This is a genomic window from Novosphingobium sp. MBES04, assembly GCF_000813185.1.
Classification (GTDB): domain Bacteria; phylum Pseudomonadota; class Alphaproteobacteria; order Sphingomonadales; family Sphingomonadaceae; genus Novosphingobium; species Novosphingobium decolorationis.
In genome coordinates this window covers 2265324-2290211 of sequence record NZ_DF850488.1, presented here as the reverse complement: position 1 = coordinate 2290211, position 24888 = coordinate 2265324, and the positions used below count along the sequence as shown (strand labels likewise).

The following is a 24888-nucleotide window of genomic DNA, read 5'->3' as shown; positions in this document are numbered from 1 at the left end:
ACCTCCCACACGCCACCCTGGCTGAGCAAGGTGAGGTCGCCCGTTTGGGGGTCAAGAGGTGATGCCCCCTTGAATCAGTCCTTTCTTTGTCTCTGCCTGTCTCTTTATTTCGATTGCAGCCCTATCGGACCGCGCCCCACGCCCAAGCCCCCTTGCCCTGTGGCGACACGGCCCTAAATGACGTTGCATGCGCAGCCTTGATGACATCCGCGAAGAGTATGAATTCCTTGAGGGCGATGAACGCTATCGCCTGCTGATCGAGTTGGGACGCGAGCTCGACCCGATGCCCGACGCGCTCAAGACCGACGCGACCAAGGTGCGCGGGTGTTCGGCCTCGGTCTGGGTCTACCCCACCGAAGCGGAAGGTGGCACGCTACATTTTCTGGCGGACAGCAACGCGGCGATCACCAAGGGCATCGTCGCACTCGTCATTGCAGGCGTGCAGGACAAGCCTGCCGCCGAAGTCGCCGAGACCGACATCGTCGCCGCGCTCGAGCCCTTCGACCTCAGGAACCAGCTCTCCTCGAACCGCACGCAAGGCGTTCCCAACATGATCGCTCTGATCCGGGAAACCGCGGCGCGCTACGCGGACCCGCAGTCTTGACCCAGCCTTCCTCCGACCGGAGCGCGCGAGCTTGAAGAAGGTCAAGCGCTCGGTCTGGATGCTTGGCGGCGTACTGTTCGTGGCGCTGGGCACCATCGGCATCTTCCTGCCGGTCATGCCCACCGTCGTCTTCTACATCGCGGCGGCCTGGTGCTTTTCCAAGAGCCACCCGGAATGGGCCGAGCGGCTCTACAACCATCCCAAGCATGGCCCCCATCTCGTCGCCTGGCGCGACCGGCGGGCGATCAGCCGCAAGGGCAAGGTCTCGGCCATCCTCGCGATGAGCGCGAGCATTCCCTTCACCTGGTTCGTGGTGGGCTTCCCGCTGGCCTTCATCCCGGTTGGCGTGCTCGCCCTACTGGGCCCGTGGATCTGGACCCGGCCCGAGTAATCCCCCGGGCCGGTGGTCCTGCTCAGATCTCGGCGTGGATCTGGCCGTAGGAGAGCATCGCGAAGAGCCCGGTGCCCCCGATCACGTTGCCCGCGAACGTGGGCAGGAGATAGCCGGTAAAGGCGGCCTCGATGGACTTCTGCCCGTCGATCACGAGCATGAACATCTCGGTCGATCCCGCGATGACGTGGGTAAAGCCGCCCGCCGCGATGAGCGCGGTGAAGACCATGATGACCCACAGCTCGAAACCCTTGGAGCTGGGCAGCATCCAGACAAGGCCGGCAATGAAGAAGCCTGCCGGAATGCCCTTTACCAGCGCGGTCCAGCCTTGCGACTGCGCGGCGTGTTTCGAGACCTCGAGCATGGCGGTCACATGGCTGCTTGCCTCGGCATCGCCCCCATCCGACATCACCATCACGAAGAAGGCGGTGAGGAAGGTGCCGATGAAATTGGCGGTGAGAACGATCGCCCAGAGCCGGGCGGAAAGGCCCAGCTTCCCCCAGCTCGGCTCGGAGAGCATCGGCAGGACCACGCTCAGCGTGTTCTCGGTGAACAGCTGGAGGCGCGAGAGGATGACGAGGATGAAACCCACCGAATAGCCCAGGCTCGAGACAACCCAGCGGTTGGGGCTACCTTCCAGCGCCTCGTAGAGAAGCGCCTGGGCGAAGACCGAGGTCGAAATGCCGATGCCAGCGGCAATGCCCGACCACCACAGTGAGGAGGTCGGACGGCGCAGTTCCTCCTCGCCCTCGCTGCGGATGATCGAAAAGACGGTGAGAGCGGACAGGCGGCTGTGCGCGGACACACGGCGGCGTTCGCGGCGGGTCAGGGTGGAATTGCCGCTTTCGATTTCACGCTCGACGTTCTCGCGCTCGGCCTTCTGTTCGGCGCGGCGCAGTTCCTCCTCGCGTTCTTCTTCGGTTTGCTCCGCCTCGGCAGGACCGGAAGAGGTCCCTGCACCGGAGCCGGCGGTATCGATCACGTTCGGATGTCTCCTGAAAGATCTGGAACGCCTGTAACGCGCCAGATCGTGGCAGGTTGCCGCTTGTGTGACCTTCTGCTCAGTCCTCCACCGCCTCGCGCACCACCGCGATGCCCCGGCGGCGCTGCTCCTTGAGCTCCTGCTTGAGCCGGACCGGATCGCGCGCGACGACGAACCCGAAGCTGACCCCGCCCTCCTTGCCGATCGTCGCATGGTGCAGCTTGTGCGCCTGGACCAGACGCTTGGCGTAGCCGCGCTTGGGCACCCAGCGGAAGTAGCGCTGATGGACGAGGCCATCGTGGATCAGCGTATAGATGATGCCATACACGAGGATCCCCAGCCCGATCCACGTCCCCGGCCACCAGGCGTGCTGGCCCATGACGAGCGGCGAGCCGAGCGCGAACATCGAAATGCTCATCCCCGCGCCGACCAGCGCGTAGAGGTCGTTCTTTTCCAGGAGCTTGTCATGGGGCTCGTGGTGGTCGCGGTGCCAACCCCAGCCAAAGCCGTGCATGATGTACTTGTGGCTCGACCAGGCGACCAGCTCCATGGCGGCGGCGCTCGCAAGAACGATGAGAATGGCGATAAGAACAGTCACCCCCTTCTCCTAGACCGATGCGGCGCCCGTGTCAGCGCCTGATCGCACGCCGTTCACCGCATCTTCGTGGCGCAACTTGCCCCCTTACCGGGTTGAAAAATACGCCGTTCGTCCTCCTGCCGGATAAATCGAACACATGCCCTGCGCTGTACTGCTTGAATTGCAAAGCGCAGGGGCCTAATCGGCTCGCATCATGACCACACAGCCGCGCACACTCTACCAGAAGATCTGGGACGCCCACGTTGTCGACACCCGCGACGACGGTACCTGCCTCATCTACATCGACCGGCACATCGTGCACGAGGTGACGAGCCCGCAGGCCTTCGCGGCGCTACGCGCGAACGGGCGCAAGGTGCGCCGTCCGGACCTGCACATCGCGGTCCCCGACCACAACCTGCCGACCACCGCGCGCCGCGATGCAGCCGGCAAGCGCGTTCCCATCGCCGACCCGCAGAGCGCGCAGCAGCTCGACATGCTGGAGAAGAACGCGCCTGAATTCGGCATCCGCTACATTGGCGATGCCGACCCCGAACAGGGCATCGTCCACGTCGTGGGCCCCGAACAGGGCTTCTCGCTGCCGGGCGCCACGATCGTGTGCGGCGACAGCCACACCGCCTGCAACGGCGGCCTGGGCGCGCTGGCCTTCGGCATCGGCACCAGCGAGGTCGAGCACGTCATGGCGACGCAGACCCTGCTCCTCAAGCAGTCCAAGACCTTCCAGGTCAACGTCGAGGGCACCCTGGGTGCAGGCGTCTCGCCCAAGGACGTGATCCTGCACATCATCGGCAAGGTCGGCACCGCGGGCGGCACCGGCTACGTCATCGAGTACACCGGCAACGTGTTCCGTGAAATGTCGATCGAAGGCCGCCTGACGGTCTCGAACATGTCGATCGAGGCGGGCGCACGCGCGGGCCTGATCGCGCCCGACGAGACCACCTTCGCCTACGTCCAGGGCCGCCCCTATGCGCCCAGGGGCGCGGACTGGGACAAGGCCGTCGCCTGGTGGAAGAGCCTCGCGAGCGATCCGGGCGCGACGTACGACAAGTCGATCCACATCCGCGCCGAGGACATCGAGCCGACCGTGACCTGGGGCACCAGCCCCGAGGACACCGCCCCCATCGGCGCGGTGGTCCCCTCGCCGGACGATTTCGCCGACGCCTCCAAGCGCCAGGCGGTCCAGCACAGCCTTGACTACATGGGCCTGACGCCCGGCACCAAGCTGACCGACATCGAGGTCCAGAACGTCTTCATCGGCTCGTGCACCAACAGCCGCATCGAGGACATCCGCGCCGCAGCCCAGGTCCTCAAGGGCCGCAAGAAGGCCGACAACGTGACCTGGGCGATCGTCGTGCCGGGCTCGGGCCTGGTCAAGGCGCAGGCCGAGGCCGAAGGGCTCGACAAGATCATCATCGAGGCAGGCCTGGAATGGCGCGAGCCGGGCTGCTCGGCGTGCCTTGCGATGAACCCCGACAAGGTGCCCGCCGGTGAGCGCTGCGCGTCCACCAGCAACCGCAACTTCACAGGGCGCCAGGGTCCGGGTGCGCGCACCCACCTCGTCAGCCCCGCCATGGCGGCCGCAGCCGCCGTCACCGGACGCCTCGCCGACGTGCGCGAGCTGGCCGAGAACGCCTGAAGGACGAACGCAAGATGGCAGACGAACCCGATACCTCGCTCGCCGGACGCGCCGCGATCGCGGCCGGTGCGGCCATTGGCTCGGCGGCGGTTGCCGCTGCGCTGCTCTTCGTGAAGCGCCGCAAGTCGCGCGCCGAGAAGAACGCGCCTGCGCACCCCGAACAGGCCCACGAGACGGATTGAGACGAGCACACCCATGAACCCGATTTCCCAGGTTTCCGGCCGGGCCTACCCGTTCGGCCGCAAGAACGTCGACACCGACGTCATCATCCCTGCCCAGTGGCTCAAGACCGTGACCCGTGAGGGCCTTGGCCAGGGCTGCCTCGAATCGGTCAAGGCCGAGCCGGGCAACGTCTTCACCGACCCGACCTACGAAGGCGCGCCGATCCTGATCGCGGGCGACAACTTCGGCTGCGGCTCGAGCCGCGAGCACGCGGCCTGGGCGCTCCTGGACATGGGCGTGACCTGCGTGATCGCGCCCAGTTTCTCGGACATCTTCTCGGGCAACGCGTTCAAGAACGGCATCCTCACCGTGGCCATCCCGCAGGAAGCCATCGACCGCCTGATGGAGGTCGCCACGACCGATCCGATCAGCGTGGACCTGGAAACCCAGACGGTGACCACCCCCTTCCAGGATCGCTTTACCTTCGAGATCGACCCGTTCCGCAAGCACTGCCTGCTGAACGGCCTCGACGAGGTTGGCCTGACGCTGGCGCAGGACGCCGAGATCGGCACCTACGAGGCCAAGGCGCGCGAGGATCTGCCCTTCCTGGCCAGTCCGAAGCTCGCCGAGGCCTGAGCGCTTCGCATCCCCTTTGGGATACTTTTTCCGGCCCGGCGGGACCCTCCCGCCGGGCCGGTTGCCTTTGGGCCCCGCGCACGATGCCGGAATCGGGATTGAACCCGGCCCCGCTCGGCCCTATCGCAATGGGAACGAACCGTGACGCGGCGCGCAGGTGCGCCGGGCTCACGCTTTTGCGGGATTGTGTGATGAAGAGTTTCAGCAGCAAGGGGCACGGCGCAGATGGCGGCGAGCCGACCGGGCTCGAACATGACGCCGAGGTGCTTTTCCGCATCCAGGCGCGCCGCAACCGCCTCGTGGGCGAATGGGCCGCTGCGCGCATGGGCCTTTCCGAGGCCGAGACCGAAGCCTACGCCAAGGCCGTGGTCCAGGCCGACTTCGAGGAAGCGGGCGACGAGGACGTGATCCGCAAGCTCCTGGGCGACATCACCGCCGCCGGTGTCGATACGACCGAGAGCGAAGTGCGCGCTGCCCTTGAAGCCAAGCAGGTCGAAGCGCGCCGCGCCTTTCTCGGCACGGCCTGACCCCTCCCCGCCTTGCAAGCGCCGCGCCCGAAACGGCTCGAAACCGTGCGCCAGCGGTGCTAGGGCGAGGCGCAAGACCAAGGTGCCGGCCGCACCCTGCCCCCCAACGACGGCCATAGGAGAAGCCCATATGGCGATGCCCGCCAGCGAGATCGAGCGCCTCATTGCAGAGGCCCTGCCCGGCTGCGAAATCACGATCACCGACCTTGCCGGCGACGGCGACCATTACGCCGCGCACGTTATCGCGCCCCAGTTTGCGGGCAAGATGCGTGTCGCGCAGCACAAGATGGTCTATGAAGCGCTTGGAGGCCGCATGGGAGGCGAGCTCCACGCCTTGCAACTCACCACCGCCGTTCCCAAGTGACGCGCATACGCTTTTGAGGATTTGAATCAGATGTCCGACGTTAACGCCCGTATCGGCGACCTCGTGAAGGCCAACGATGTTGTCCTGTTCATGAAGGGCACGCCGCTCTTCCCGCAGTGCGGCTTCTCGAGCCGCGCCTGCGCCATTCTCGACCACATCGGCGTCCCGTTCGAATCGGTCGACGTCCTGCAGGACCAGGAAATCCGCCAGGGCATCAAGGCCTACTCGGATTGGCCGACGATCCCGCAGCTCTACGTGAAGGGCGAGTTCGTGGGCGGCAGCGACATCATGATGGAGATGTACGAGGCGGGCGAACTGCAGCAGCTCGTCACCGATGCGGGAATCGCGCCCCAGGCCTGATTCGCGTTCGCAAGCACCGTCACCCGACGCAAGAAGGGCCCGGAGACCACTACGGTGTCCGGGCCCTTCGTGCGTCTGTCGGGGAGGCAGGGCCAGGAGACATGATGGCCCTGCCCCATCGAGACTGCTTTGGGTACAATGGATACAAAGCATGGTCCGTGCCAAACTCGCGAAATTACGCAAAACCCGCATTCGAGCCTCCGACGCGATCATGCCTCAAGGCCGATGTGTAAGAAATCTCGACACAACGGAGACCCGTCCTGGCTCCGGGAGGCGCATCGGGACCAACGCACCTGCGGCCAGCGCCGCCGCCTTCTCCCTGGGACCCGGAGGGCGTCAACCGTGCGCGCGCCTTACCTGCAAGGCAACCGCCCTCTTGCCCCCGGCGGCACGGCGCGCGAAAGCTGTTCCATGACCGCGTCCCACGCTCCCACCGACCCGCCCGAGGACATGGTCCCCGCCGCGACCGTCGTCATCTTCCGGCGCAGCCCCCGGCCCGGCGGCCCGCCCGAACTGCTGATGGTCAAACGCGCGCCGAAGATGCGTTTTGCCGCAGGCGCGCTCGTCTTTCCGGGTGGGCGCGTCGATGCCGAGGACACCGCCCTTGCGCGCCGCCTCCTGCCAGATGAGGACGAAACGCTGGGAGCGGGGCGGATCGCCGCCATTCGCGAGACACTGGAAGAGACCGGCCTGCTCATCGCCAACCCGGCCGCCGTCTCGCCGCAGGCCGTGCGCGAGGGCCGCGAGCTGCTGCTGCGCGAGGGCGCCCTTGCCCCGGTGCTCGAACGGATGGGCTGGGAGCTCGATCCCGGGCGCCTGACATTCTACGCCCACTGGTGCGCGCCGGGGACCAGGCCCTTCGACACCCGTTTCTTCCTGACCGATCTTGGCCGCGGGCAGGTCGATATCGCGGTCGACGAGACCGAAAACACGTACCTGTTCTGGGCCAGCGCGCGCGACACCCTGGCGCTGTGCGAGCGCGGCGAGGGACGGGTCATATTCCCCACCCGCCGCAACCTGGAGCGCCTCGCCGGACATGCCACCTTTGCAGAGGCCAAGGCCGACGCGCAGGCCCATCCCCCGCGCCGGATCCGGCCCGTGATCGAGCACCGCGAGGATGGGGACTGGCTGACGATTCCGGAAGGACGTGGCTACCCGGTCTGCGCCGAGGCCATGGCCAGCGTCCAGCGCGGCTGAGCGCCGCGCCCATACGCGCGGATCAGAAGCCGCGCGGCATGCCCTTGGACGGGTTGTGCAGCGCCAGGTGATCAACCACCGGGCCATAGAGCGGCCGGTCGAACTCGACCCCGGCAAAGTCGCCGCTGATCCAGCGCACGACCCCGCTGAAGGCTTCCAGCCCGGCCGGGCGCAGCACGATGCGCCCGCCCACCTTGAAGAACATGCCCGTGATCTGGATGCAGCACCCCTCGGGCGAAAGATCGTAGATCTCGCCTGTGTCCCGCAGACCGCTGTGGGTCCGGCACTGTACGGTCATGGAGACCGGCTTGCGCACGGAGCGCCGGGGGATGATCGGACGGCTCATTCAGGTATCAATAACCCTGTTTTCTTGACCTTCCATTAACCTCTTGCGACGCGCCCGGTTCAGGCCGGACGGCGTGCGTAGAGGCCAAAGCCGGCGATCACCGCATAGCACAGCGCCGGGATGATGAAGGCGATCGAGAGGTTGCCGCCCGTCGCATCGGCCAGCGCGCCGGTAAGGACCGGGATCACCGCCCCGCCGCAGATGGCGACATTGATGATGCCCGAACCATCGGCCGCGCGCGTGCCCAGCTTCTCGCAGGCAAGGCTGAAGATGGTGGGGAACATGATCGAGTTCATGAGGCCCACGGCCAGCAGGGTGTAGCCCGCCAACGGTCCGGTGCCAGTGGTCGAGACCGCGATCAGGACGATGGCCGCGCAGGCGTTGAAGGCCAGCACCTTGCCCGGGCTGATGAGGCGCAGCACCGCCGAACCGAGGAAACGGCCGACCATCGCTCCGCCCCAGTAGAAGCCCAGGAGCTTGCCCGCGCTCGCCTCGGGCAGCGCCATCACGTGGTCCTGCATCAGGTAGTTGACGATGAGCGAGCCGATGGTGACCTCGGCGCCGACGTAGAGAAAGATGCAGAGCGCGCCGTAGCCAAAGCGCAGGCGCGCAAGGAGATCGAGACCGAAGCGTTCTAGCATACCCTTGCTGGCGTGCGCCTCGTGCTTCTCGACGGGAAGACGATTGCGGAACATCCAGACCGCGAGGGCAACCAGCGCCAGCGCCGCGGCAATGCCGAGGTAGCCATGGACGATCGCCTGGCTTTCCTGCCGGCGGTAGGTGTCGAGCGCCGCGCCGGTCAGTTCACCGGCCGAGACATTGGCGAGGCTTCCCAGGATCAGCACCGAACCGGCAATGGGGAAGAGCGTGGTACCCAGCGAGTTGAAGGCCTGCGCGAACGTCAGGCGCGAGGACGCGGTCTTGCGCGGGCCCAGCAGGCTGATCAACGGGTTGGAGACGACCTGGACGATCACCACGCCCGCGGCCAGCACGAAGTAGGCGGCCAGGAACAGCGGGTAGTAGGCCGTCTGCGAGGCCGGAATGAAGGCAAGGCAGCCCGCAATCATCACCACCAGGCCCACTACGGCGCCGCGCATGTAGCCCAGCTTGCGCACCAGCATCGCGCCCGGAATGCCGATCACCGCATAGGCAGTGAAGAAGCAGAACTGCACCAGCATCGCTTCGGTGAAGCTGAGCGTGAACAGCTCCTTGAGCTTGGGAATGATGACATCGTTGAGGCTGGTGATGCCCCCGAAGATGAAGAACAGTGCAAACACGAAGTAGCGCAGCTCGGGCGCGTCGACGTGGCCGCCCGGGACTTCTTCCCCGAACGTTTCAGCATCGCCACTGGGGCTGGTATCGATCATTGCGGCCACGGTGCTCTTCTCCCGGTGGGGTGGCTGTTCAGGGCGCAACGATCTGGTGCATTTTTTCACTCAGGGCAAGAAATTGCGCACGTCTGAGAGATACATGCCGTGATGGCTCATTTCGGGCCAGATCATTTGGAGATCGTGCGGCGCACAGCATCTTTCCAGCCAGCGGCAAGATCCCGGCGGCGCTCGGCTTTCATCGCCGGGCGGAACAGCTCGCCCTGCCGCCAGGTGCGCGAGAGCGCGTCGAGATCGCTCCAGACGCCTGTCGCAAGGCCAGCGTGAAAGGCCGCGCCCAGCGCCGTCGTTTCCAGGTGCACCGGACGCTCGACCGGCACATCGAGCATGTCGGCGAGGAACTGGCACAGCCAGTCGTTCGCGGCCATCCCGCCATCAACGCGCAACCGCTTGGGCGTGCGACCACCATCGGCGACCATCGCATCGGCCAGATCCATGGTCTGGTAGGCCACCGCCTCCAGCGCCGCGCGGGCAAGATGCGCCTGCCCGGCCCCCAGCGTCAGCCCGTAGATCGCGCCGCGCGCGTCGGGGTCCCAGTGCGGAGCCCCCAGACCGACAAAGGCCGGGACCATGTAGACGCCATGGTTATCGGGCACCTGCGTCGCCATGTCGTTGGTCTCGCGCGCATGGGTGATGACCCCGATGCCATCGCGCAGCCACTTGATGGCCGCCCCCGCCACGAAGATCGAGCCTTCGAGCGCGTAGGTCATCTGGCCATTCAGGCGATAGGCGGGCGTGGTGATCAGGCGGTTGTCCGAGGCCAGCGCCTCCTCGCCCGTGTTGAGCAGCATGAAGCAGCCCGTGCCGTAGGTCGACTTGGCCATGCCCGGCGCGAAACAGGCCTGGCCGAACAGCGCGGCCTGCTGGTCGCCCGCCATTCCCGCGATGGGAATCTCGGCCTCGAACAGGCCAGGCGCGGTCGTACCGAAAACGTGGCTGTTGTCGTGGACCTCGGGCAAGATCTGCATCGGCACGCGGAACAGGCGGCACAGTTCCTCGTCCCACCCTTGCGTGCGGATGTTGTAGAGCATCGTGCGTCCGGCGTTGGTGACGTCGGTCGCGTGGACCTTGCCGCCCGTCAGGCGCCACAGCAGGAAGCAGTCGATGGTGCCGAAAGCAAGCTCCCCGCGCTCGGCCGCGGCGCGCGCCCGCCACGTTGTCGAGGATCCAGGCGAGCTTGGTCGCCGAGAAGTAGGGATCGACAAGGAGCCCGGTGCGCGCCCGCACGTCGGCCTCCACCCCCTCGGCCTTGAGATCGGCGCACAACCGCGCGGTGCGCCGGTCCTGCCACACGATGGCCTTGTGGATCGGCGTGCCCGTCGCCTTGTCCCACACCACCACGGTCTCGCGCTGGTTGGTGATACCGATCCCGGCGATGTCGCGCGGCGCGACGCCGCTTTGGGCCATGGCCTCGCGCGCGGTCTTCACCACATCACGCCAGATGTCCTCCGGGTCGTGCTCGACCCAGCCCAGTTCCGGGTAGTGCTGTTCGAACTCGCACTGCGCGGTTGCGACTGCGCGCGCCTCGGCGTCGAAGACGATGGCGCGGGTCGAGGTCGTCCCTTGGTCGATAGCAAGTAGATGGCCGGGCTGGGACATGCGGGAACTCTCCGTCGGGGTAACTGGGGTAACGGGGCCGGCTTATTCAGCGCCGGTTTCAGATGCGGTTTCGGTTTTCGCGTCGGGGCGCAGGTAGGGCTTGATCGCGAAGTGATAAAGACCTGCGCCGACAAGGCCGCCCACGAAGGGCCCGGCAATCGGGACCCAGAAGTAGAAGCCCGCCCCCGGCAGCGCCGAGGATCCCCATCCGGTAAACGTCGCGAAGAGGCGCGGCCCGAAATCGCGTGCAGGGTTGATCGGCCAGCCTTCGAGATAGCCGCCCGAGGCGCCGATGGCCGCGACGAGCAGGCCGATCATCAACGCCCCCGAATTCGCCCGCGGGGCCATCTCGTTGTACTCGTCGGTGATCGCAAAGATGCCCAGCAGCAGGAACGCGGTCAGGATGACCTCGTCCCAGAAGGCGTGCCAGGGGGTGATGTGCGCGCCGGGCAGCGTGAAGAAGACCCCGGCCGCGCCGCCTTGCGCCCGGGTCAGGCCCTGCGCGGCGTTGAACGCGTCGATCACCGGATGCCACAGCTGAAGGACGAGCGCAGCGCCGATCACGCCGCCTGCGACCTGCGCGGCCATGTATGGAAGAACCTTGCGCCGGGGAAAGCCGCGATAGACCATCAGCGCCAGGGTCACCGCCGGATTGGCGTGGGTCCCCGAGACCGAGCCGGTCACGTAGATCGCCAGCGTCACGGCAAGGCCCCAGGCGATGCACACGCCCCAGTAGGCCTGCGCATAGGGGCTGGGGTCATAGAGCGTGATCATGGCCGCCGCGGAATCGCCCAGCGTCACGATGATCATCACCGCGATCATCTCGGCAATCAGTTCGCCGCGCAGCTTGCGCGAATCTTCGGTCCCGGCAGGCACGATCCGAGATCTCCCCTCTATTGGTCTTCGTTTTCGGCCCCTCCCTGCACGCACCTTCATACGAAGGTCAAGACTTTCGTTTGAATTTTCGTTTTTGGCAAACTATACGATGAAACGAAATTCACCGGGATGTGTTTCCCGACCCGGCCACACCGAAGTGGAGTCCCCACCTTGCCATCTGCAACGCCCCTTCCCTCGCAAGAGCCCACCTACGACCTGCTGATCGTGGGCGGCGGCATCAATGGGGCTGGCATCGCGCGCGATGCGGCCGGGCGCGGGCTCTCGGTGCTGCTGGTCGAACAGGACGACCTTGCCAGCTACACCTCATCTTCCTCGACCAAGCTGATCCACGGCGGGCTGCGCTACCTCGAATACTATGAATTCCGCCTCGTGCGCGAAGCGCTGATCGAGCGTGAGCGCCTGCTGTCCATGGCCCCGCACATCATCTGGCCGCTGCGCTTCGTCCTGCCCCAGTCGCAGTCCCCCCGCCCGGCCTGGATGGTGCGCCTCGGCCTTTTCCTCTACGACCACATCGGCGGGAGAAAGAGCCTGCCGGGCACCGAGACGCTCAACCTCGACACCGCGCCGCAGGGACGCGGCCTCTCTCCCGTGTCGGACACGGGCGCTCACAAGGGCAAGGGCAAGGCCTTCGTCTATTCCGACTGCTGGGTTGAGGACAGCCGCCTCGTCGTCCTCAACGCAATGGACGCGGCCGCGCGCGGCGCGCGGATCGAGACGCGCACCCGCCTCACGGGCGCGACCAGCGCAAATGGCACCTGGAACGCCACTGTCGAAGGCCCCGATGGCGCGCGCGAGGTGCGCGCGAAGATGCTCGTCAACGCGGCCGGCCCCTGGGTCGACAAGGTGCTCCAGCGCCTGGGCCGGGCCAAGAACGATCGCGGCGTGCGCCTCGTCAAGGGCAGCCACATCGTCGTGCCCAGGCTCTACGAGGGCGATCACGCCTTCATGCTGCAGAACCCGGACCGCCGCATCGTCTTTGCCATTCCCTACGAACGCGACTTCACGCTCATCGGCACGACCGACGAGCCCTGGACGCAGGAGCCCGGCAAGGCCGAGATCAGCGAGGCCGAGACCGCCTACCTGTGCGAGACCGCCAACCGTTATTTCGATCGCGCCATTACCCCCGCCGACATCGCCTGGAGTTACGCCGGGATCCGCCCGCTCTATGACGATCACGCCGCCAACGCCTCGGCGGTGACGCGCGACTACGTGCTCGACTTCGACCGGCCGGAGAGCGGCGCGCCGATGCTCAGCATCTTCGGCGGCAAGATTACGACCTTCCGAAAGCTCGCCGAACACGCGCTGGAGCATATCGCGCAGGTCTTCCCGCAGGCGAAGACCGCCTGGACCGGCGGCGCAGTGCTGCCCGGCGGCGATATCCCGAACGGCGACTTCGCCCGCTTCGTGCAGGACCTTACCCGCCGCTTTCCGCAGATGCCCGGCGCCCTTCTCCACCGCCTCGCGCGCGCCTACGGCACCTGCGCCGAGACGATCCTGTCGGGCGCGCAGAGCCCTGCAGACCTGGGCGAGGATTTCGGCGGCGGCCTGCATGCTGCCGAGGTCGACTATCTGGTCGCCCACGAATGGGCCCGCAGCGCCGAGGACATCCTCTACCGCCGCTCCAAGCTGGGCCTGCATGTTCCTGAAGGTACCGCCGCCAGGCTTGCCACCTATCTTTCGCAGGACGCCTGAGCGCCTGCGCTTTGCACGGCGCGTGCGCGCCGCTAGGGTGGCGCCATGACGGGGGCAGCAGGCGCATGAGCGCGCACACGAGCATCGAGGACAGCCAGGGCGATATCGTGACGCGCCGGCGCACGCGCATCCTGGAGATCGCGCGCGGCGCGGGCCGCGTCGAGGTCGACGATCTCGCCACACGGCTCGATGTGACCCCCCAGACCATCCGCAAGGACCTCAATGTGCTGGCCGAGCAGGCGCTGCTCTCGCGCGTGCACGGGGGCGCGGTGGTCACCTCGGGCGCATCAACCTGGAATACGAGGCGCGCCGTTCGGTCGCCTCGGACGCCAAGGCCCGGATCGGCGCAGCTGCCGCCGCGCTGGTACCCGACGGAGCCTCACTGTTCGTCAACATCGGCACCACGACAGAGGCGGTCGCGGCCAGTTTCGGCAACCACCGTAACCTCATGGTGATCTCGAACAACCTCAACGTGATCGACACGCTCTCGGTCCACCCGTCCATGGAACTGGTGTGCGTGGGCGGCAAGGTGCGCACCGCCGACCGCGCGGTGGTGGGCGCCCTTGCCATGCGCTTCATCGAGAGCTTTCGCGTGGACTACGCGCTCATCGGCATCTCCGCGCTCGATCCCGACGGCAGCCTGCTCGACTTCGCCATCGACGAGGTGGAAGTCTCGCAAACGATCATCCGCAACGCGCGCAAAGTGATCCTCGTTGCCGACAGCTCCAAGGTCGGCCGCTCGGCCCCGGTGCGGGTCTGCGGAATGGAAGCGATCGACTATTTCGTGTGCGACACCCTGGCCGACCCGGACCTGCGCCAGGCCTGCGCGGACAACGGCGTCACCCTGATCGAGACCCTGACGCACCCCTGATCGATGAGGGGCTGAGATTTCAGCTTCAAATTTTTACGAATGAACGATTTTTATAATCGCATTCCGCAAAGCACCCCCCCCATTTGCCCCCCAAGTCCATGAAGTGGCACCAACTTCCGTCACAGCAGAGGCCGCCGCCTTGCTTGCCGACAAAGGCCATGATGGCGACCGCTTGCGCGAGAACCTGCTCCGGAGCATCCGAACTATCGACACGATCGCAATCGCGTCGAGCGCATGTTCGGCTTCCTCACGCACCAAGCAATGAGAAGAATTGTCGACCTGCCCGGTATCCGCAGGATGTGGTGGCGATGGTAGGCTAGGCTGGCCTCAATCACGCAGGTGCGGTGCGATGCCCTCGAGGCCCTTCAGCGGGACATCGTTGCCGGCTGCGGTTTCGGCCTGCAATCTTGGCAGCCAGCGGCGATGCCGGTGGCGACGGCGCAGCAACCGGTGACGCGCCGCGTTTTCCAACGGAGGCTCCTTCACCAACGGGGCGAGCCCTGCAGGTCAGTGCCGAGGCGCCCCGCGTTCGCGCGCTGCATCGCGGCGGCAAGCCTGGTCCCTTCCAGCCCGGCGAGGATTTCACGCAAGGTGGGCAGGTCCTCGTCCTGCCCCAGCTTGAAGCGCAGGTCCCGGTCGGTGATCGCGGCGCGAAAGCCGATGATCCGTGACAGCATCTGCGGCGCGCGCGATCCCGCATCCTCCATGCGCCAGGGCCCGGGCCGGTCGGCCTCGGCCTCGTCGACCAGCTGGCGCACGGCCTCCTCGGTGCCCTCCTCGCGCAGTTCGACCTCAAGCGTGAGCACGGCGACGGCGTAGTTCCAGGTCGGAACCCAGTGGGCCCTCGACACATGGCCGGGCGAGACATAGCCCTGCGCCCCCATGAACAGCGCCCAGGCGCGGGGCTGCTGGCGCAGGGCCGCGACCTGCGGGTTCGTGCGCGCGCAATGGCCGATGAGCGCACTGACCTCTCCGTCCGGGCCGGTCTCGGCGACGAGCGGAAGCGCAGATGCATCGAAACCCTCTGCGCCCGAAGTGACGAGCCAGGCCAGCGGGTGGGAGCGGATGAGGTCGGCAAGGTCGCCCGGGGCGCCTGTCGGAAAGGTCATGTCGAAAGCCTTGTCGGGAAGGGGCGCGCGGGCGCGTCCCGCATGGGAAGATCAGGCGCGCAGCACGGGCGGGCGGGCCTGCGCGATCCAGGCGCTGGCCTGCTCGTAGGCGTGACCCAGTTGCAGGACGGCCAGGTCGGCGTTGCGCGGGCCGATCAGCTGGATGCCGATGGGAAGCTTCCCCGCGCCGCCGAAACCGGCTGGAATGGCGAGGACCGGCAAAGCGGCCATGGTGGCAGGCAGGGTAACTTCCATCCAGCGGTGGTAGGAATCCATGCGCCGTCCGGCGATCTCATGGGGCCAGTGCTGGTCGACATCGAAGGGGAAGACCTGCGCGGTCGGAAGTGCAAGGAAATCATGGCGGGTGAACGCCTCCTGGAACGCCTTGGCGATGCGGGTGCGGCCTTCGCTCGCGGCGACCAGCTGCGGCGCGGTCTGGCGTTTGTAGCCTTCGACTTCCCAGATCGCCTCGGGCTTCATCAGACGGCGCGTTTCGGGATCGTCGTAGAAGCCCTGAAGGTCGGCGCCTACTGACCAATGGCGCAGCGTGACGGCGGTCTGCCACATCGCCTCGGCGTCTTCGGACAAGCTCGCCTCGCCCACCTCCATACCCAGGGATGCGAAGGCACCCAGCGCCTTCTCGCAGGTCTCCAGCACACCCGCTTCCATGGGTAGTGCTCCGCCCAGATCGCCCAGCCATCCGATGCGCGCGCCCTTCCAGTCGCGCGCGAGCGGCTGCGCGAAGAGGGCCGGGTCGTCGTCCTGCGCGAAGGGGGCGCGTGGATCGGGGCCGGACTGGACCGACATCAGCAACGCCACGTCCTCGACATGGCGGCCCATCGGTCCTGACGTTGCGAAGTTCTGCCAGAACAGGTCGGTGTTGGGGAGCGAGGGAACCCGGCCCCAGGATGGGCGGAAGCCGAACACGTTGTTCCATCCGGCCGGGTTGCGCAGCGAACCGCCGAAGTCGCTGCCATCGGCCAGCGGCACCATGCGCAGCGCCAGCGCCACCGAGCCGCCCCCGGTGCTGCCCCCGGCGGATTTGCGCGGATCGTAGGCGTTGCGCGTGATCCCGAAGACAGGGTTGTAGGAATGCGAGCCCAGCGCGAATTCGGGCACGTTGCTCTTGCCCACGAAGATCGCTCCGGCTGCGCGCATGCGGGCGACGACCAGCGAATCTGCATCGGGAATGTTGTCCTTCAGGATCGGCGAGCCTTGCGTGCTGGCGATGCCGCGGGTGGAGGCGGTGTCCTTGACCGCGTGAGGGAAGCCATGGAGAGGTCCGTGAAAGCGGCCCTTGGCGGCGTCCTCGTCCAGCCTGCGGGCCTGGGCGAGCGCGGCATCTCCATCGATCCGCGAGACGATGGCGTTAAATCGGGGGTTGAGGGCATCGACCCGTTCGAGATGCGCGGACATGACTTCGCGCGCAGAGAGTTCCTTACCGCGCAAGGCCTTGGCGAGCGAGACCGCGCTCATGTCGAGGATGTCATTCACAGGCGCATTCTCCCTGGAAGCGGCCAGCACGGCCGGGGCGGTGAGGGCAGAGCCCAGAGCGGGGGCCAGCGCGGCGGAGCGGGTCAGCACGTCGCGCCGGCGCAGACCCACAGGGGTGGTTGCTTGTGTCATGCCGAAGTCTCCTTGTCACAGGGGTACAGGGTCACAGGTGCGCATCGAACCAGGCGAGCACGCGCTCCTGGATGTCGCGTTGATGATCGGGTCCGCCTATCCGGTGCGGCTCGCCCGGATAGGTGACCATGCTGGCCGGCTTTCCGAGCAGTCGCAGGCCGCGATAGAAGGCGAGCCCCTGCGAAAGGGGGACGCGCGCATCCTCTTCGCCATGAAGGACGAGCACCGGCACCGCGACCTTGTCGAGCGCGCCCAAGGGGGCGGATCGGTCCATCCGGGCGATCGCTTCGGGCGGAAGGCCGAAATAGGCCGTCACGAAGTCGGGCGTGTCAGTGGCTAGCGCGAGGGTCAGCGGATCGGTGGGGGCCGCGCCGATCACGGCTGTGCGAAAGCGGCGGTCGTGGGTCACCGCCCAGGCCGAAAGGAAGCCGCCGTAACTCCAGCCTCCGATACCCAGACGTGCCGGGTCGGCGATGCCGCGCGCCACCAGCATGTCCACGCCGTCGGTCAGGTCCTGGTAGTCCCGCGTGCCCCATCCTGAGATAACCCCGCGCGCATAGGCGTTGCCCTGACCTGCCGAACCGCGCGGATTGGGCAGGAGGACTGCATAGCCGTGGCTGGCGAGAAGCTGCGCCCAGTCGATCCAGCTGCCCTGCCAGGCCGTGGCCCAGGCTTCGTGCGGGCCACCATGCGCGAGGACGACCGTCTTGCGCGGGCTGCCCGGCACGTGGTCGGGGGGGAGCACCAGCACGCCATAGATCGTCTGCCCGTCACGCTGGCTGGTCCATTGCACTTCCTCGACGGTGCCGAGCGCAATCCCGCGGATCTGGGGGTTGAGATCGGTGAGCGAGGTAAGCCTGGCGTCCCCGTGTATCCAGATATCGGCAGGACGCTCGGGCGTACTCGCCGCAAGGGCAATCTGGCCGTCCGTCGCCACCGAAAAGTCCGTGATGCGTCCCTCAAAGGGGACGAACGGGCTGGCCCGTCCGGTCCTGGCGTCGATGCGGACGATCTGTTGGCGGGTATGGACGACGGCGCGGGCGAGGAGCGTGTCGGCCTCGCCCGACCATGCGATCTGCCGGATCGTACCGTCGAGATCGGCACCGACTTTGCGCACTCTGCCTGAGGCGACGTCGGCGACGAAGGCGTCGATTCCAATGGTCCCTTGGGCGGGTGCGGTGAAGGCGACCTTGCGGCTGTCCGGCGACCAGCTGGCTCCGCTGTAGGCGCTCTCGCGCAAGGTGCGCAGGCTCGTGCTGCTGGCAACATCCAGCACGCGCAGTTCGGAATGGTAGAAGCGGTCGTTGAGGCCCGAGGTCGCGGCCGCGCGAACCGCGATGCGCGTCCCATCGGGCGACCAGCTGACATCGGACAGCGTGCGCCCCTTGACCGCGATGCGGCGCACGGCGCCCGAGGCGAGGTCCTGGATCCACAGGTCGACAGGGGTACCCGGCGCATCGACCTCCTGGATCGGGTGGGCGGTGTCCTCGTGCGGTGCGCGCGCCAGCACCGCGAGGCTCTGGCCGTCCGGGGCCCAGGCAAAGCTGCGCACGCCATCTGCAAAGCGCGTGACGGGGCGAGGTCCCTCGCGGCCGGGGCGCACGATCCAGATCTGCCGCGTGGCGGTGCCGGTCGCATCGTCAGGTGCCTTGCGGTTCGAGAGATAGGCGATGGCCGTGCCATCGGGCGACCAGCGCGGGCTCCCCTCCTTCCACGTGCCCTGCGTCAGGCGCACCGGGGGCGAGGCGCGGTCGCGCGCCGCGATCCAGATGTCCGAACGATCCGGCGCGCCCGTCGCCAGGCGGGGCTGGGTGACGTAGAGAACCTGCGCGCCATCGGGCGCTATCTGCGGGTCGTGGACTCCGGTCAGAGCCTGGATGTCGTCCGGCGTGATCGGGCGCGCGTCCTGCACCTTGGATGCGGGTCGGGCCGTGTCGTCTGGCTCGGCGGTCTGGGCCGGGGATGCCATACCGAGGCTGGCGACCAGTGCGCCGGCCAGCAGAACCTGCCGGAGCTGCGCGCTCGCCGCGCGTGAAAGGTCCTTCACTTGCAATGTCCTCATGCGCGGGGTGGAATGTTCAAGGCGCGAAAAAGGACTGCGGGGCAGGTACGCGTGCCCCGCAGTCCGGTCGGGACCCGATCAGAACTCGAGGCGGGCGCCGATCGTCATGTACCGACCGATCACGTCGTAGTACGGCGTGAAGGTGGAGTAGATCGGCGGGTCCTTGTCGAACAGGTTGGCGACGTTGCCGTAGATTTCCAGCGACTTGCCGCCTGCTACCGCGACCTTCTGGCTGAGGTTGAGGTCGAAATACATGAAGGCGGCGTAGTCGTTGTTGGTCAGCGTGGGACGTGTGCGGTCCCAGTAGCCGGCCGAGATGAAACGCCCGCGCACGAGGCCGCTGAACCCGTCGCTGGCGTAGCCGACCGAAAGGTTGGCGCGCAGGCGCGGGGTGCCGTCGGTGAAGGCGTAGCCCTGCGTCTTGACGTACTCGATCTTGGTGATGTCATCGTCGCGGGTGAAGCTGTTCACCCAGGTCCCGATGAGACGCACGTCGATCCGACCGTTCGCCGAATTGTTGAGCGGCAGGCTATAGGCGACTTCGGCGTCGATCCCGTCGGTCTTGAACTGCGCGAGGTTCACCTGCGAGGAAGTGATGCTGGTGATCCGGCCCGCGCTGTCCCGGTTGATGTAGCCGCACAGGTTCGTGTTGCCCGCCTCGCAGCGGTCGACGATGTTCTGTCCGCCCAGCGTCGAGATGACATCGTTGATCGCGATGTTGAAGTAGTCGATCGAGGCGGTCAGGCTAGGAAGGGGAGCCATCGTCAGGCCCGCCGTCCAGGTGTTCGCCAGCTCGGGCTGCAGCTGCGGATTGCCGCCGCCGTAGATCAGCGTGCTGGTGGTCCCGGCATCCGGATTGCGCGGATCGACGATGCCGCCGTAGCTCATCGTCGGGGTGGTGTAGAGCTCGGTGAGATTGGGCGCGCGGATATCGCGCGAACGGGTCACGCGGCCGATAACACCCGGAAAGAACTCGTTGGTCAGCCCCAGCTTCCAGGACCAGATCGTGCCGCTCGTGCTGTAGTCGGAGGCGCGCACCGCGCCGTTCAGCTGCAGATTGCGCAGCAGCGGGGTGTCATGGACGAGCGGCAGGACGACTTCGGCGAAGGCTTCCTTCACGTTGTAGCTGCCCGAAAAGCCGCTGAAGTTGAAGGTCCGGAAGGCACCGGCTGCGTCCATCTCGCTGATGTCGGCGCGGGTGGAAAGACGGCGCCCCTCGACGCCCACGGCAATCGAGACGGGGCCTGCGGGCAGGTCCACCGGCTCACCGCGCAGCGAGGCGCCATAGGTGTCGAGCTTGTCGAGCCCGTTGAAGCGCGGAGTTCCGGTCGTGTAGTTGATCGCGGCCTGGCTGGGCGCGCCCTCGCCGAAGAGGTTGAGCGGCACGCAGCCGCTGTCGCCCTGGGTCAGCTGGACACGGCAGACCGGCGCGCCGGTGGCCGGGTCGATGACGGCGTCGACCGCGTTGGCGAAGTTCTCGGCGATGAGGAAGCCGGGCGTGCGCAGCTTGTTGCGGTATTCGCCGTGGCTGTAATAGGCGCCATAGCGCCAGCGTCCGTCGCCGAAGCTGCCATCAAGGGCGATCGTGCCCTGGATATTGCGGCGGTCGACGTCGATGTCCGCGAAGGCAAGATCGCCGTTGAAGCGCGACAGCGTGAAGCTGTCCTGCCCGGCCGCGGCCAGCGCCTGGCGGATATCGTTGTTGAGAAAGGCGTTGTCGGCCTGGATCGTCCAGTTGTCGATGTGGCTGCCGAACCAGGCATAGGAATTGTAGAAGCGCGAATAGCGAAGGTCCGCGCTGATCTCCAGCGTATCGGTCAGTTCATAGGAAGCCTTTCCCATGATCGCGTAGCGGCGCTGGGGCGTGACGAGCACGCTGTAATCGTCGTTCGAGGGGCCTTCGCCCCCGATCATGTTGCTGCCGATGACCGTACCGATGTCGGGGGTGCGCAAGGTGCCGTCCGGGTTGAAGCCCTGCCCCTGCAGCACGCCCGAGGTGATGTAGCCGCCCTTGAGGCGCGTGGCATAGCCTATGTCCGGCGTCAGCGTGGTGTTGCCAAGGCTCGACCAGCGGCCGGTGTTGGCCCGGTCGGTGCGCCGGGGAATGCCCTTGTTGTCGACGTATTCCCCGCCGATCACGAAATGGCCCCGACCATCTGCGAAGCGCGTCCCGAACTTGCCCGAGAAGCCGTACTCCTGCGCGTCCCCGCGCGAGGAAATACCGCCGTGGGCGCCCAGACGTACGCCTTCGTAGTCGCCGTCGACGATGAGGTTGACGACGCCCGCGACCGCGTCCGAACCCCAGGCGGCCGAAGCGCCGCCCGTGACCACATCGACGTTGGCGATCATGATCGAGGGAACCGAGTTCAGGTCCCCGTCGACCAGGCGGCGGCCATCCATGAGCAGGAGCGAGCGCTGCGCGCCAAGGCCGCGAATGTTGATCGGAAAGCGCCCCGCGCCGGTGTTCGTGCTCGACGTCACCGGGGACTCGGCGGCCTTGAACTGGGGCAGGTCGGCGAAGGCGGCGCCCAGGTTCGGACGGCTCACGACCTGGAGGTCCGATTGGGTCATGCGCAGCAGCGGAGTGGGCGATTCGTAGCCCGGAAGATCAATGCGCGAGCCCGTCACGACAATGCCTTCACCCGAAGAGCCCGGCGTCGTGGCGGCGTCCTGGCGGGTCGCGGAGGGCGCACTGTCCGCGCGTTCGATGCGATATCCTCCGCGCGCGTTGGCCACCGCGCGAAGGCCACTTCCCCGCAGCAGGCGGGCGATGGCTTCTTCGCTGGCATAGCGACCGCGCAGCGCAGGCGCCGTCCGGCCCGCGGCAAGATCGGGCGCGACGACGACCATGATGTCGGACTGGCGCGAGAACTCCAGCAGGCTGGAGGCCAGCGCCTGGGCCGGGATATCGAACTGACGCACCTGCGTCTGCGCCATGACCGGCGTGGCCGTGGCGAGTGCCGACACGGAGACCCCGAGCGCCGAGGCCAGCACCAGACGCGACTTGAATAGGCTCAACATTTGCATTTCCCCCTGATCCGTCCCTGAACGGTGGCGCTGCCCGGTGCCGCGACGCAGTGTCCGCATGCACCGACCAACACCCCGATGACGCACGCGGTCAGGCGATCGTCAGGGGGTGGGTGAAATTTTTTTTGTCACAAGGGAGCCCCGCGCGATGCAATATGTCGGAAAGACGGGGTCGGGAGGTTCTCAGCGGTGGGCGCGGTCAAGGCGGAAGGCGCCGTCCGGGGCCTCCCGTGCCGTGACCGGGATGACCCCATCGAGCGCGCTGATGAAGGCGGGGATCTCGCTGACCTTGAAGGCGGCCGTGACGCGCAGGCCCCCAATGGCCGGATCGCGCATCGTCACCCCCGGCGCGTAGTAGCGGTTCACATCGGAGACGAGATCGGCAAGCCGCACGTTGTCATAGACGAGGCGCCCTTCGCGCCAGGCCCCAGGGGAGGGGGCAGGCGATGGCGGGGCTGGACGCGATGCTCCGGCGGACATTTCGCGAGATGGGCCCGGTGCTGCCGGGGCTGCTGCGGCAGCGGCGAACTGGACCTCGGTGCGCTCCCCGGCGCGAAGCCGGGTGGCGCGCAAAGGCGCTCCATCGCCTCCGGGATTGGCCACTTCGACCCTGCCCTGGAGCACTGCGACGCGCACCGACTGGTCGGTGAAGTTGACGTCGAACTTGGTGCCCAGCACGCGCACACGTGACTGCCCGGCCTCGACGGTGAAGGGCCGACTGGCATCATGGACGACCTCGAAGAACGCTTCGCCGCGGGTCAGCGCAACGCGGCGCTGCGCATCGGCAAAGCGCACCTCGAGCGTGGAGGCCGGCGCGAGCGTCACCTGCGAGCCATCGGGCAGCGTGATGAGCCGCGTCTCGGCAAGGCGGGTCTCGTAGCGTTCCGGCGCAAGCGGGCGCAGCAGCAGCGAGATGGCCACGACGGCGACAAGCACGGCGGCCATCGCGGCCCATGCCATCGGGTGCCGTCCGAAACGGGCAAGGGATGAGTGCATAGGCGCGCGGTCCGCCTCGGCTTCGGGCGGCGGCGGGGCCAGATCGGCGAGGCCTTCCAGGGCGGCGATATCGCCCCAGGTGCGCGAAAGCTCCTGCCAGGTGCGTTCGTGGCGCGGGTCGGCCGCGCGCCAGGCATCGCGTTCACGCCGTTCTTCTGCGCCAAGCTCGCGTTCACTGGCGAGCACGACCCAGTAGCTCGCCTGCTCGTCGATACGGTCCCTGTCTTCGCGGGCGGCCTGCGACGTCATGTTTCTTCCTCCGCCTCCCTCAGCGCGCGCTCGCACTGCACGAGTGCCTGGGCCGCGTGCATCTTCACCAGGGTCGGCGAGCATTTGAGTTGGCGCGCTATCTCTGCGTAGCTTACGCCGTGAATGCGGTTCATAATCAAGACCTGTTGCCGGCGGGGATCCATCGCGCGGATTGACCGCTCGAGGATCTGCCATCGTTGCTTTGCCGATAAGACGCGCTCGGCGTCGCAGTCGTCATGCAGCGCGCCCAATATCTTTTCGCCCTCGGCATGGTCGCTGCGCACTTTCTGGCGGCGGCGCTGGTCGAGGACGTAGTTGCGCGCCGAACGGGCCAGAAAGGCCTCCGGGCGTTCGATGGCATGGCGGTCTTCGCGCACCGCGAATTTTTCGAAGGCGATCTGAACGACGTCGTCCGGGTCGGGAGGGCCGGGGCCGAAGTTCGCCGCGACGTAGCGGCGCAGCCGGTCCCGGTAACTGCGGTAAAGCCGCTCAAGCTCCTCGCCCGAACCGGTCGGGGCGGGCGTAACGACGTCTTTCGATGTGGATTTGGAACTCATGAAGACGCCGCTTCCCTTCACGCGCGAGGGGACCAAATCCCGGACCGGGATGCAAGTGCGCTTTTTCTACACCGCCACGATCCGGGAGATAGGGGGCATCAGGAGGCGGGACGCGGCGCGAGGTGGATACCCGCCAGCATGCAGCGCACCGACCTCCGGCCATTTCGATGGTCGGTACGTCCAGCGGGACAAGGCGCGCGGCCCGCTCCAGCCGGGCGATCTGCCGGGCATCGAATGCGCGCAGGGCGCGCGACGACAGCGCGATGACCGGCCCGGAGCGCCCATCAAGCTCGATCAGGTTGCCGCAGAATTCGCCGACCTGGTGCTGGCTGATGGCGATCAGCTCGCGCCCGTTGCCGGTCAGCCGCGCGTGCAGTTCCTCGCGCCGGCGCGCATCGCGCAGCGTGTCGAGGCCCGCGACGCACAGCCGCGTACCGATGCTGAGCATGACGTTGGTGTGGTAGATCGCCATCCCGTCCGCGTCGGTTGCCTCGAACATCATCGGCTCGAAGGCGAAGCGGGTGCAGAAGCGTTCGAGCAGGACCTCGCTGGCGCGCTGCGAGCGGGCGGCATAGGCCACGCGCTCGCAGTGGTCGAGCACGATGGCGCCCGTGCCTTCGAGATAGAGGCCATCGTGCTCCAGCCCCGACCAGTCGGTCACTTCCTGGACGCGGTATTCGCGCTTGAGAAACGCGACGATGTCCTCGCGGCGCTCAGGACGGCGGTTGGGCGCGAAGAGCGGGAAGATCGCCAGATGTCCGCCCGAGTGGGTCGAGAACCAGTTGTTGGGAAAGACCGAGTCGGGCGTCGTCGCGGCATGGTCCTCGAACAGGTGGACCCGGATACCCGCCGCCTCCAGCCGGTCCGCCGCGCGCGAGACCTCGGCATGGGCGGCTTGGGCCAGTGCCGCGCGGGCCTCGGCCCGGATGGCCGCCGTACTCTGGAAGGCGTTGTCGCCGCGGGTCTGCGGGTTGGGCGCGAAGAAATGGGGGCGGATCATCACGACCGCCCCGGG

At 67.1% G+C, this 24888-nt stretch carries 25 protein-coding genes and 1 pseudogene; 12 read left to right on the top strand and 14 right to left on the bottom strand.

Annotation, left to right across the window (positions count from 1 at the left end; translation table 11 throughout):
- The first annotated feature begins 187 nt into the window (after window positions 1-187).
- The gene (locus tag MBENS4_RS10145; protein ID WP_039390515.1) at window positions 188-604 is read left to right on the top strand and encodes a SufE family protein; all 417 of its coding nucleotides are present in this window, start codon (window positions 188-190) and stop codon (window positions 602-604) included.
- A gap of 31 nt (window positions 605-635) precedes the next feature.
- The gene (locus MBENS4_RS10140; RefSeq protein WP_039390513.1) at window positions 636-995 is read left to right on the top strand and encodes a YbaN family protein; all 360 of its coding nucleotides are present in this window, start codon (window positions 636-638) and stop codon (window positions 993-995) included.
- Window positions 996-1017: 22 nt separating this feature from the next.
- Here MBENS4_RS10140 and MBENS4_RS10135 read toward each other — a convergent pair whose 3' ends face one another.
- Both MBENS4_RS10135 and MBENS4_RS10130 read right to left on the bottom strand, forming a co-directional pair.
- Window positions 1018-1977, bottom strand: coding sequence for a formate/nitrite transporter family protein (locus tag MBENS4_RS10135; RefSeq protein ID WP_239026245.1), 960 nt, complete (start codon window positions 1975-1977; stop codon window positions 1018-1020).
- A gap of 79 nt (window positions 1978-2056) precedes the next feature.
- The gene (locus tag MBENS4_RS10130) at window positions 2057-2575 is read right to left on the bottom strand and encodes a sterol desaturase family protein (RefSeq protein WP_039390512.1); all 519 of its coding nucleotides are present in this window, start codon (window positions 2573-2575) and stop codon (window positions 2057-2059) included.
- Between the two features lie 193 nt (window positions 2576-2768).
- Here MBENS4_RS10130 and leuC point away from each other — a divergent pair, with 193 nt between their 5' ends.
- From leuC to MBENS4_RS10100, 7 genes are all read left to right on the top strand, one after another.
- Entirely contained in the window at window positions 2769-4208 is a 1440-nt protein-coding gene (gene leuC, locus MBENS4_RS10125; RefSeq protein ID WP_039390511.1) for a 3-isopropylmalate dehydratase large subunit, read from the top strand.
- A 14-nt stretch (window positions 4209-4222) separates the two neighbouring features.
- Complete coding sequence (locus MBENS4_RS26115; RefSeq protein ID WP_199904367.1) at window positions 4223-4390, top strand: hypothetical protein; 168 nt, start codon at window positions 4223-4225, stop codon at window positions 4388-4390.
- Between the two features lie 13 nt (window positions 4391-4403).
- A complete protein-coding gene (gene leuD / locus MBENS4_RS10120; RefSeq protein ID WP_039390510.1) occupies window positions 4404-5006 on the top strand; it encodes a 3-isopropylmalate dehydratase small subunit in 603 nt (200 codons plus the stop codon).
- Window positions 5007-5197: 191 nt separating this feature from the next.
- Window positions 5198-5533 (top strand): DUF1476 domain-containing protein, encoded by a 336-nt coding sequence (locus MBENS4_RS10115; protein ID WP_039390509.1) that lies wholly within the window; start codon window positions 5198-5200, stop codon window positions 5531-5533.
- 130 nt (window positions 5534-5663) lie between these two features.
- The gene (locus MBENS4_RS10110; RefSeq protein ID WP_039390508.1) at window positions 5664-5897 is read left to right on the top strand and encodes a BolA/IbaG family iron-sulfur metabolism protein; all 234 of its coding nucleotides are present in this window, start codon (window positions 5664-5666) and stop codon (window positions 5895-5897) included.
- 30 nt (window positions 5898-5927) lie between these two features.
- Window positions 5928-6257, top strand: coding sequence for a Grx4 family monothiol glutaredoxin (gene grxD / locus MBENS4_RS10105; protein WP_039390507.1), 330 nt, complete (start codon window positions 5928-5930; stop codon window positions 6255-6257).
- 411 nt (window positions 6258-6668) lie between these two features.
- The gene (locus MBENS4_RS10100) at window positions 6669-7454 is read left to right on the top strand and encodes an NUDIX hydrolase (protein WP_039392198.1); all 786 of its coding nucleotides are present in this window, start codon (window positions 6669-6671) and stop codon (window positions 7452-7454) included.
- A 22-nt stretch (window positions 7455-7476) separates the two neighbouring features.
- Here the strand turns inward: MBENS4_RS10100 and MBENS4_RS10095 are convergent, their stop codons facing one another.
- The 4 genes and pseudogenes from MBENS4_RS10095 to MBENS4_RS10080 all read right to left on the bottom strand — a co-directional run bounded on the left by MBENS4_RS10095 (window position 7477) and on the right by MBENS4_RS10080 (window position 11663).
- A complete protein-coding gene (locus tag MBENS4_RS10095) occupies window positions 7477-7800 on the bottom strand; it encodes a PilZ domain-containing protein (protein WP_084592033.1) in 324 nt (107 codons plus the stop codon).
- Between the two features lie 59 nt (window positions 7801-7859).
- Window positions 7860-9167, bottom strand: a complete 1308-nt coding sequence (locus tag MBENS4_RS10090; RefSeq protein ID WP_039390506.1) for a sugar MFS transporter — start codon at window positions 9165-9167, stop codon at window positions 7860-7862.
- A 131-nt stretch (window positions 9168-9298) separates the two neighbouring features.
- Window positions 9299-10787, bottom strand: a pseudogene (gene glpK, locus MBENS4_RS10085) (glycerol kinase GlpK).
- A gap of 42 nt (window positions 10788-10829) precedes the next feature.
- Window positions 10830-11663, bottom strand: a complete 834-nt coding sequence (locus MBENS4_RS10080; RefSeq protein WP_039390504.1) for an MIP/aquaporin family protein — start codon at window positions 11661-11663, stop codon at window positions 10830-10832.
- A 171-nt stretch (window positions 11664-11834) separates the two neighbouring features.
- Between MBENS4_RS10080 and MBENS4_RS10075 the strand changes: the two genes are divergently transcribed.
- The 3 genes from MBENS4_RS10075 (at window position 11835) to MBENS4_RS26605 (ending at window position 14247) form a co-directional block, all read left to right on the top strand.
- Window positions 11835-13376 (top strand): glycerol-3-phosphate dehydrogenase, encoded by a 1542-nt coding sequence (locus MBENS4_RS10075; RefSeq protein ID WP_039390502.1) that lies wholly within the window; start codon window positions 11835-11837, stop codon window positions 13374-13376.
- Between the two features lie 65 nt (window positions 13377-13441).
- Entirely contained in the window at window positions 13442-13831 is a 390-nt protein-coding gene (locus tag MBENS4_RS26610; protein ID WP_242404861.1) for a DeoR family transcriptional regulator, read from the top strand.
- Complete coding sequence (locus MBENS4_RS26605) at window positions 13717-14247, top strand: DeoR/GlpR family DNA-binding transcription regulator (RefSeq protein ID WP_340140833.1); 531 nt, start codon at window positions 13717-13719, stop codon at window positions 14245-14247. Before MBENS4_RS26610 ends, MBENS4_RS26605 begins: the two co-directional genes overlap by 115 nt.
- A 327-nt stretch (window positions 14248-14574) precedes the next feature.
- On the opposite strand, the gene MBENS4_RS25785 is transcribed toward MBENS4_RS26605, so the two are convergent.
- The 8 genes from MBENS4_RS25785 to ctlX form a co-directional block, all read right to left on the bottom strand.
- Window positions 14575-14718: a hypothetical protein gene (locus MBENS4_RS25785; RefSeq protein WP_159108043.1), complete on the bottom strand. Its 144-nt coding sequence runs from the start codon at window positions 14716-14718 to the stop codon at window positions 14575-14577.
- Window positions 14719-14729: 11 nt separating this feature from the next.
- Window positions 14730-15356 (bottom strand): FMN-binding negative transcriptional regulator, encoded by a 627-nt coding sequence (locus tag MBENS4_RS10065; protein ID WP_039390500.1) that lies wholly within the window; start codon window positions 15354-15356, stop codon window positions 14730-14732.
- A gap of 51 nt (window positions 15357-15407) precedes the next feature.
- Window positions 15408-16982: an amidase gene (locus tag MBENS4_RS10060; RefSeq protein WP_039390498.1), complete on the bottom strand. Its 1575-nt coding sequence runs from the start codon at window positions 16980-16982 to the stop codon at window positions 15408-15410.
- 31 nt (window positions 16983-17013) lie between these two features.
- Window positions 17014-19029 (bottom strand): S9 family peptidase, encoded by a 2016-nt coding sequence (locus MBENS4_RS10055; protein WP_052322179.1) that lies wholly within the window; start codon window positions 19027-19029, stop codon window positions 17014-17016.
- 93 nt (window positions 19030-19122) lie between these two features.
- Window positions 19123-22065, bottom strand: a complete 2943-nt coding sequence (locus MBENS4_RS10050) for a TonB-dependent receptor (protein ID WP_242404860.1) — start codon at window positions 22063-22065, stop codon at window positions 19123-19125.
- A 189-nt stretch (window positions 22066-22254) separates the two neighbouring features.
- A complete protein-coding gene (locus MBENS4_RS10045; protein WP_052322178.1) occupies window positions 22255-23316 on the bottom strand; it encodes a FecR family protein in 1062 nt (353 codons plus the stop codon).
- Complete coding sequence (locus tag MBENS4_RS10040; RefSeq protein WP_052322357.1) at window positions 23313-23873, bottom strand: RNA polymerase sigma factor; 561 nt, start codon at window positions 23871-23873, stop codon at window positions 23313-23315. The genes MBENS4_RS10045 and MBENS4_RS10040 overlap by 4 nt, the downstream gene beginning before the upstream one ends.
- Window positions 23806-24873 (bottom strand): citrulline utilization hydrolase CtlX, encoded by a 1068-nt coding sequence (gene ctlX, locus MBENS4_RS10035; RefSeq protein ID WP_199904366.1) that lies wholly within the window; start codon window positions 24871-24873, stop codon window positions 23806-23808. The genes MBENS4_RS10040 and ctlX overlap by 68 nt, the downstream gene beginning before the upstream one ends.
- Between the last annotated feature and the right edge of the window lie 15 nt (window positions 24874-24888).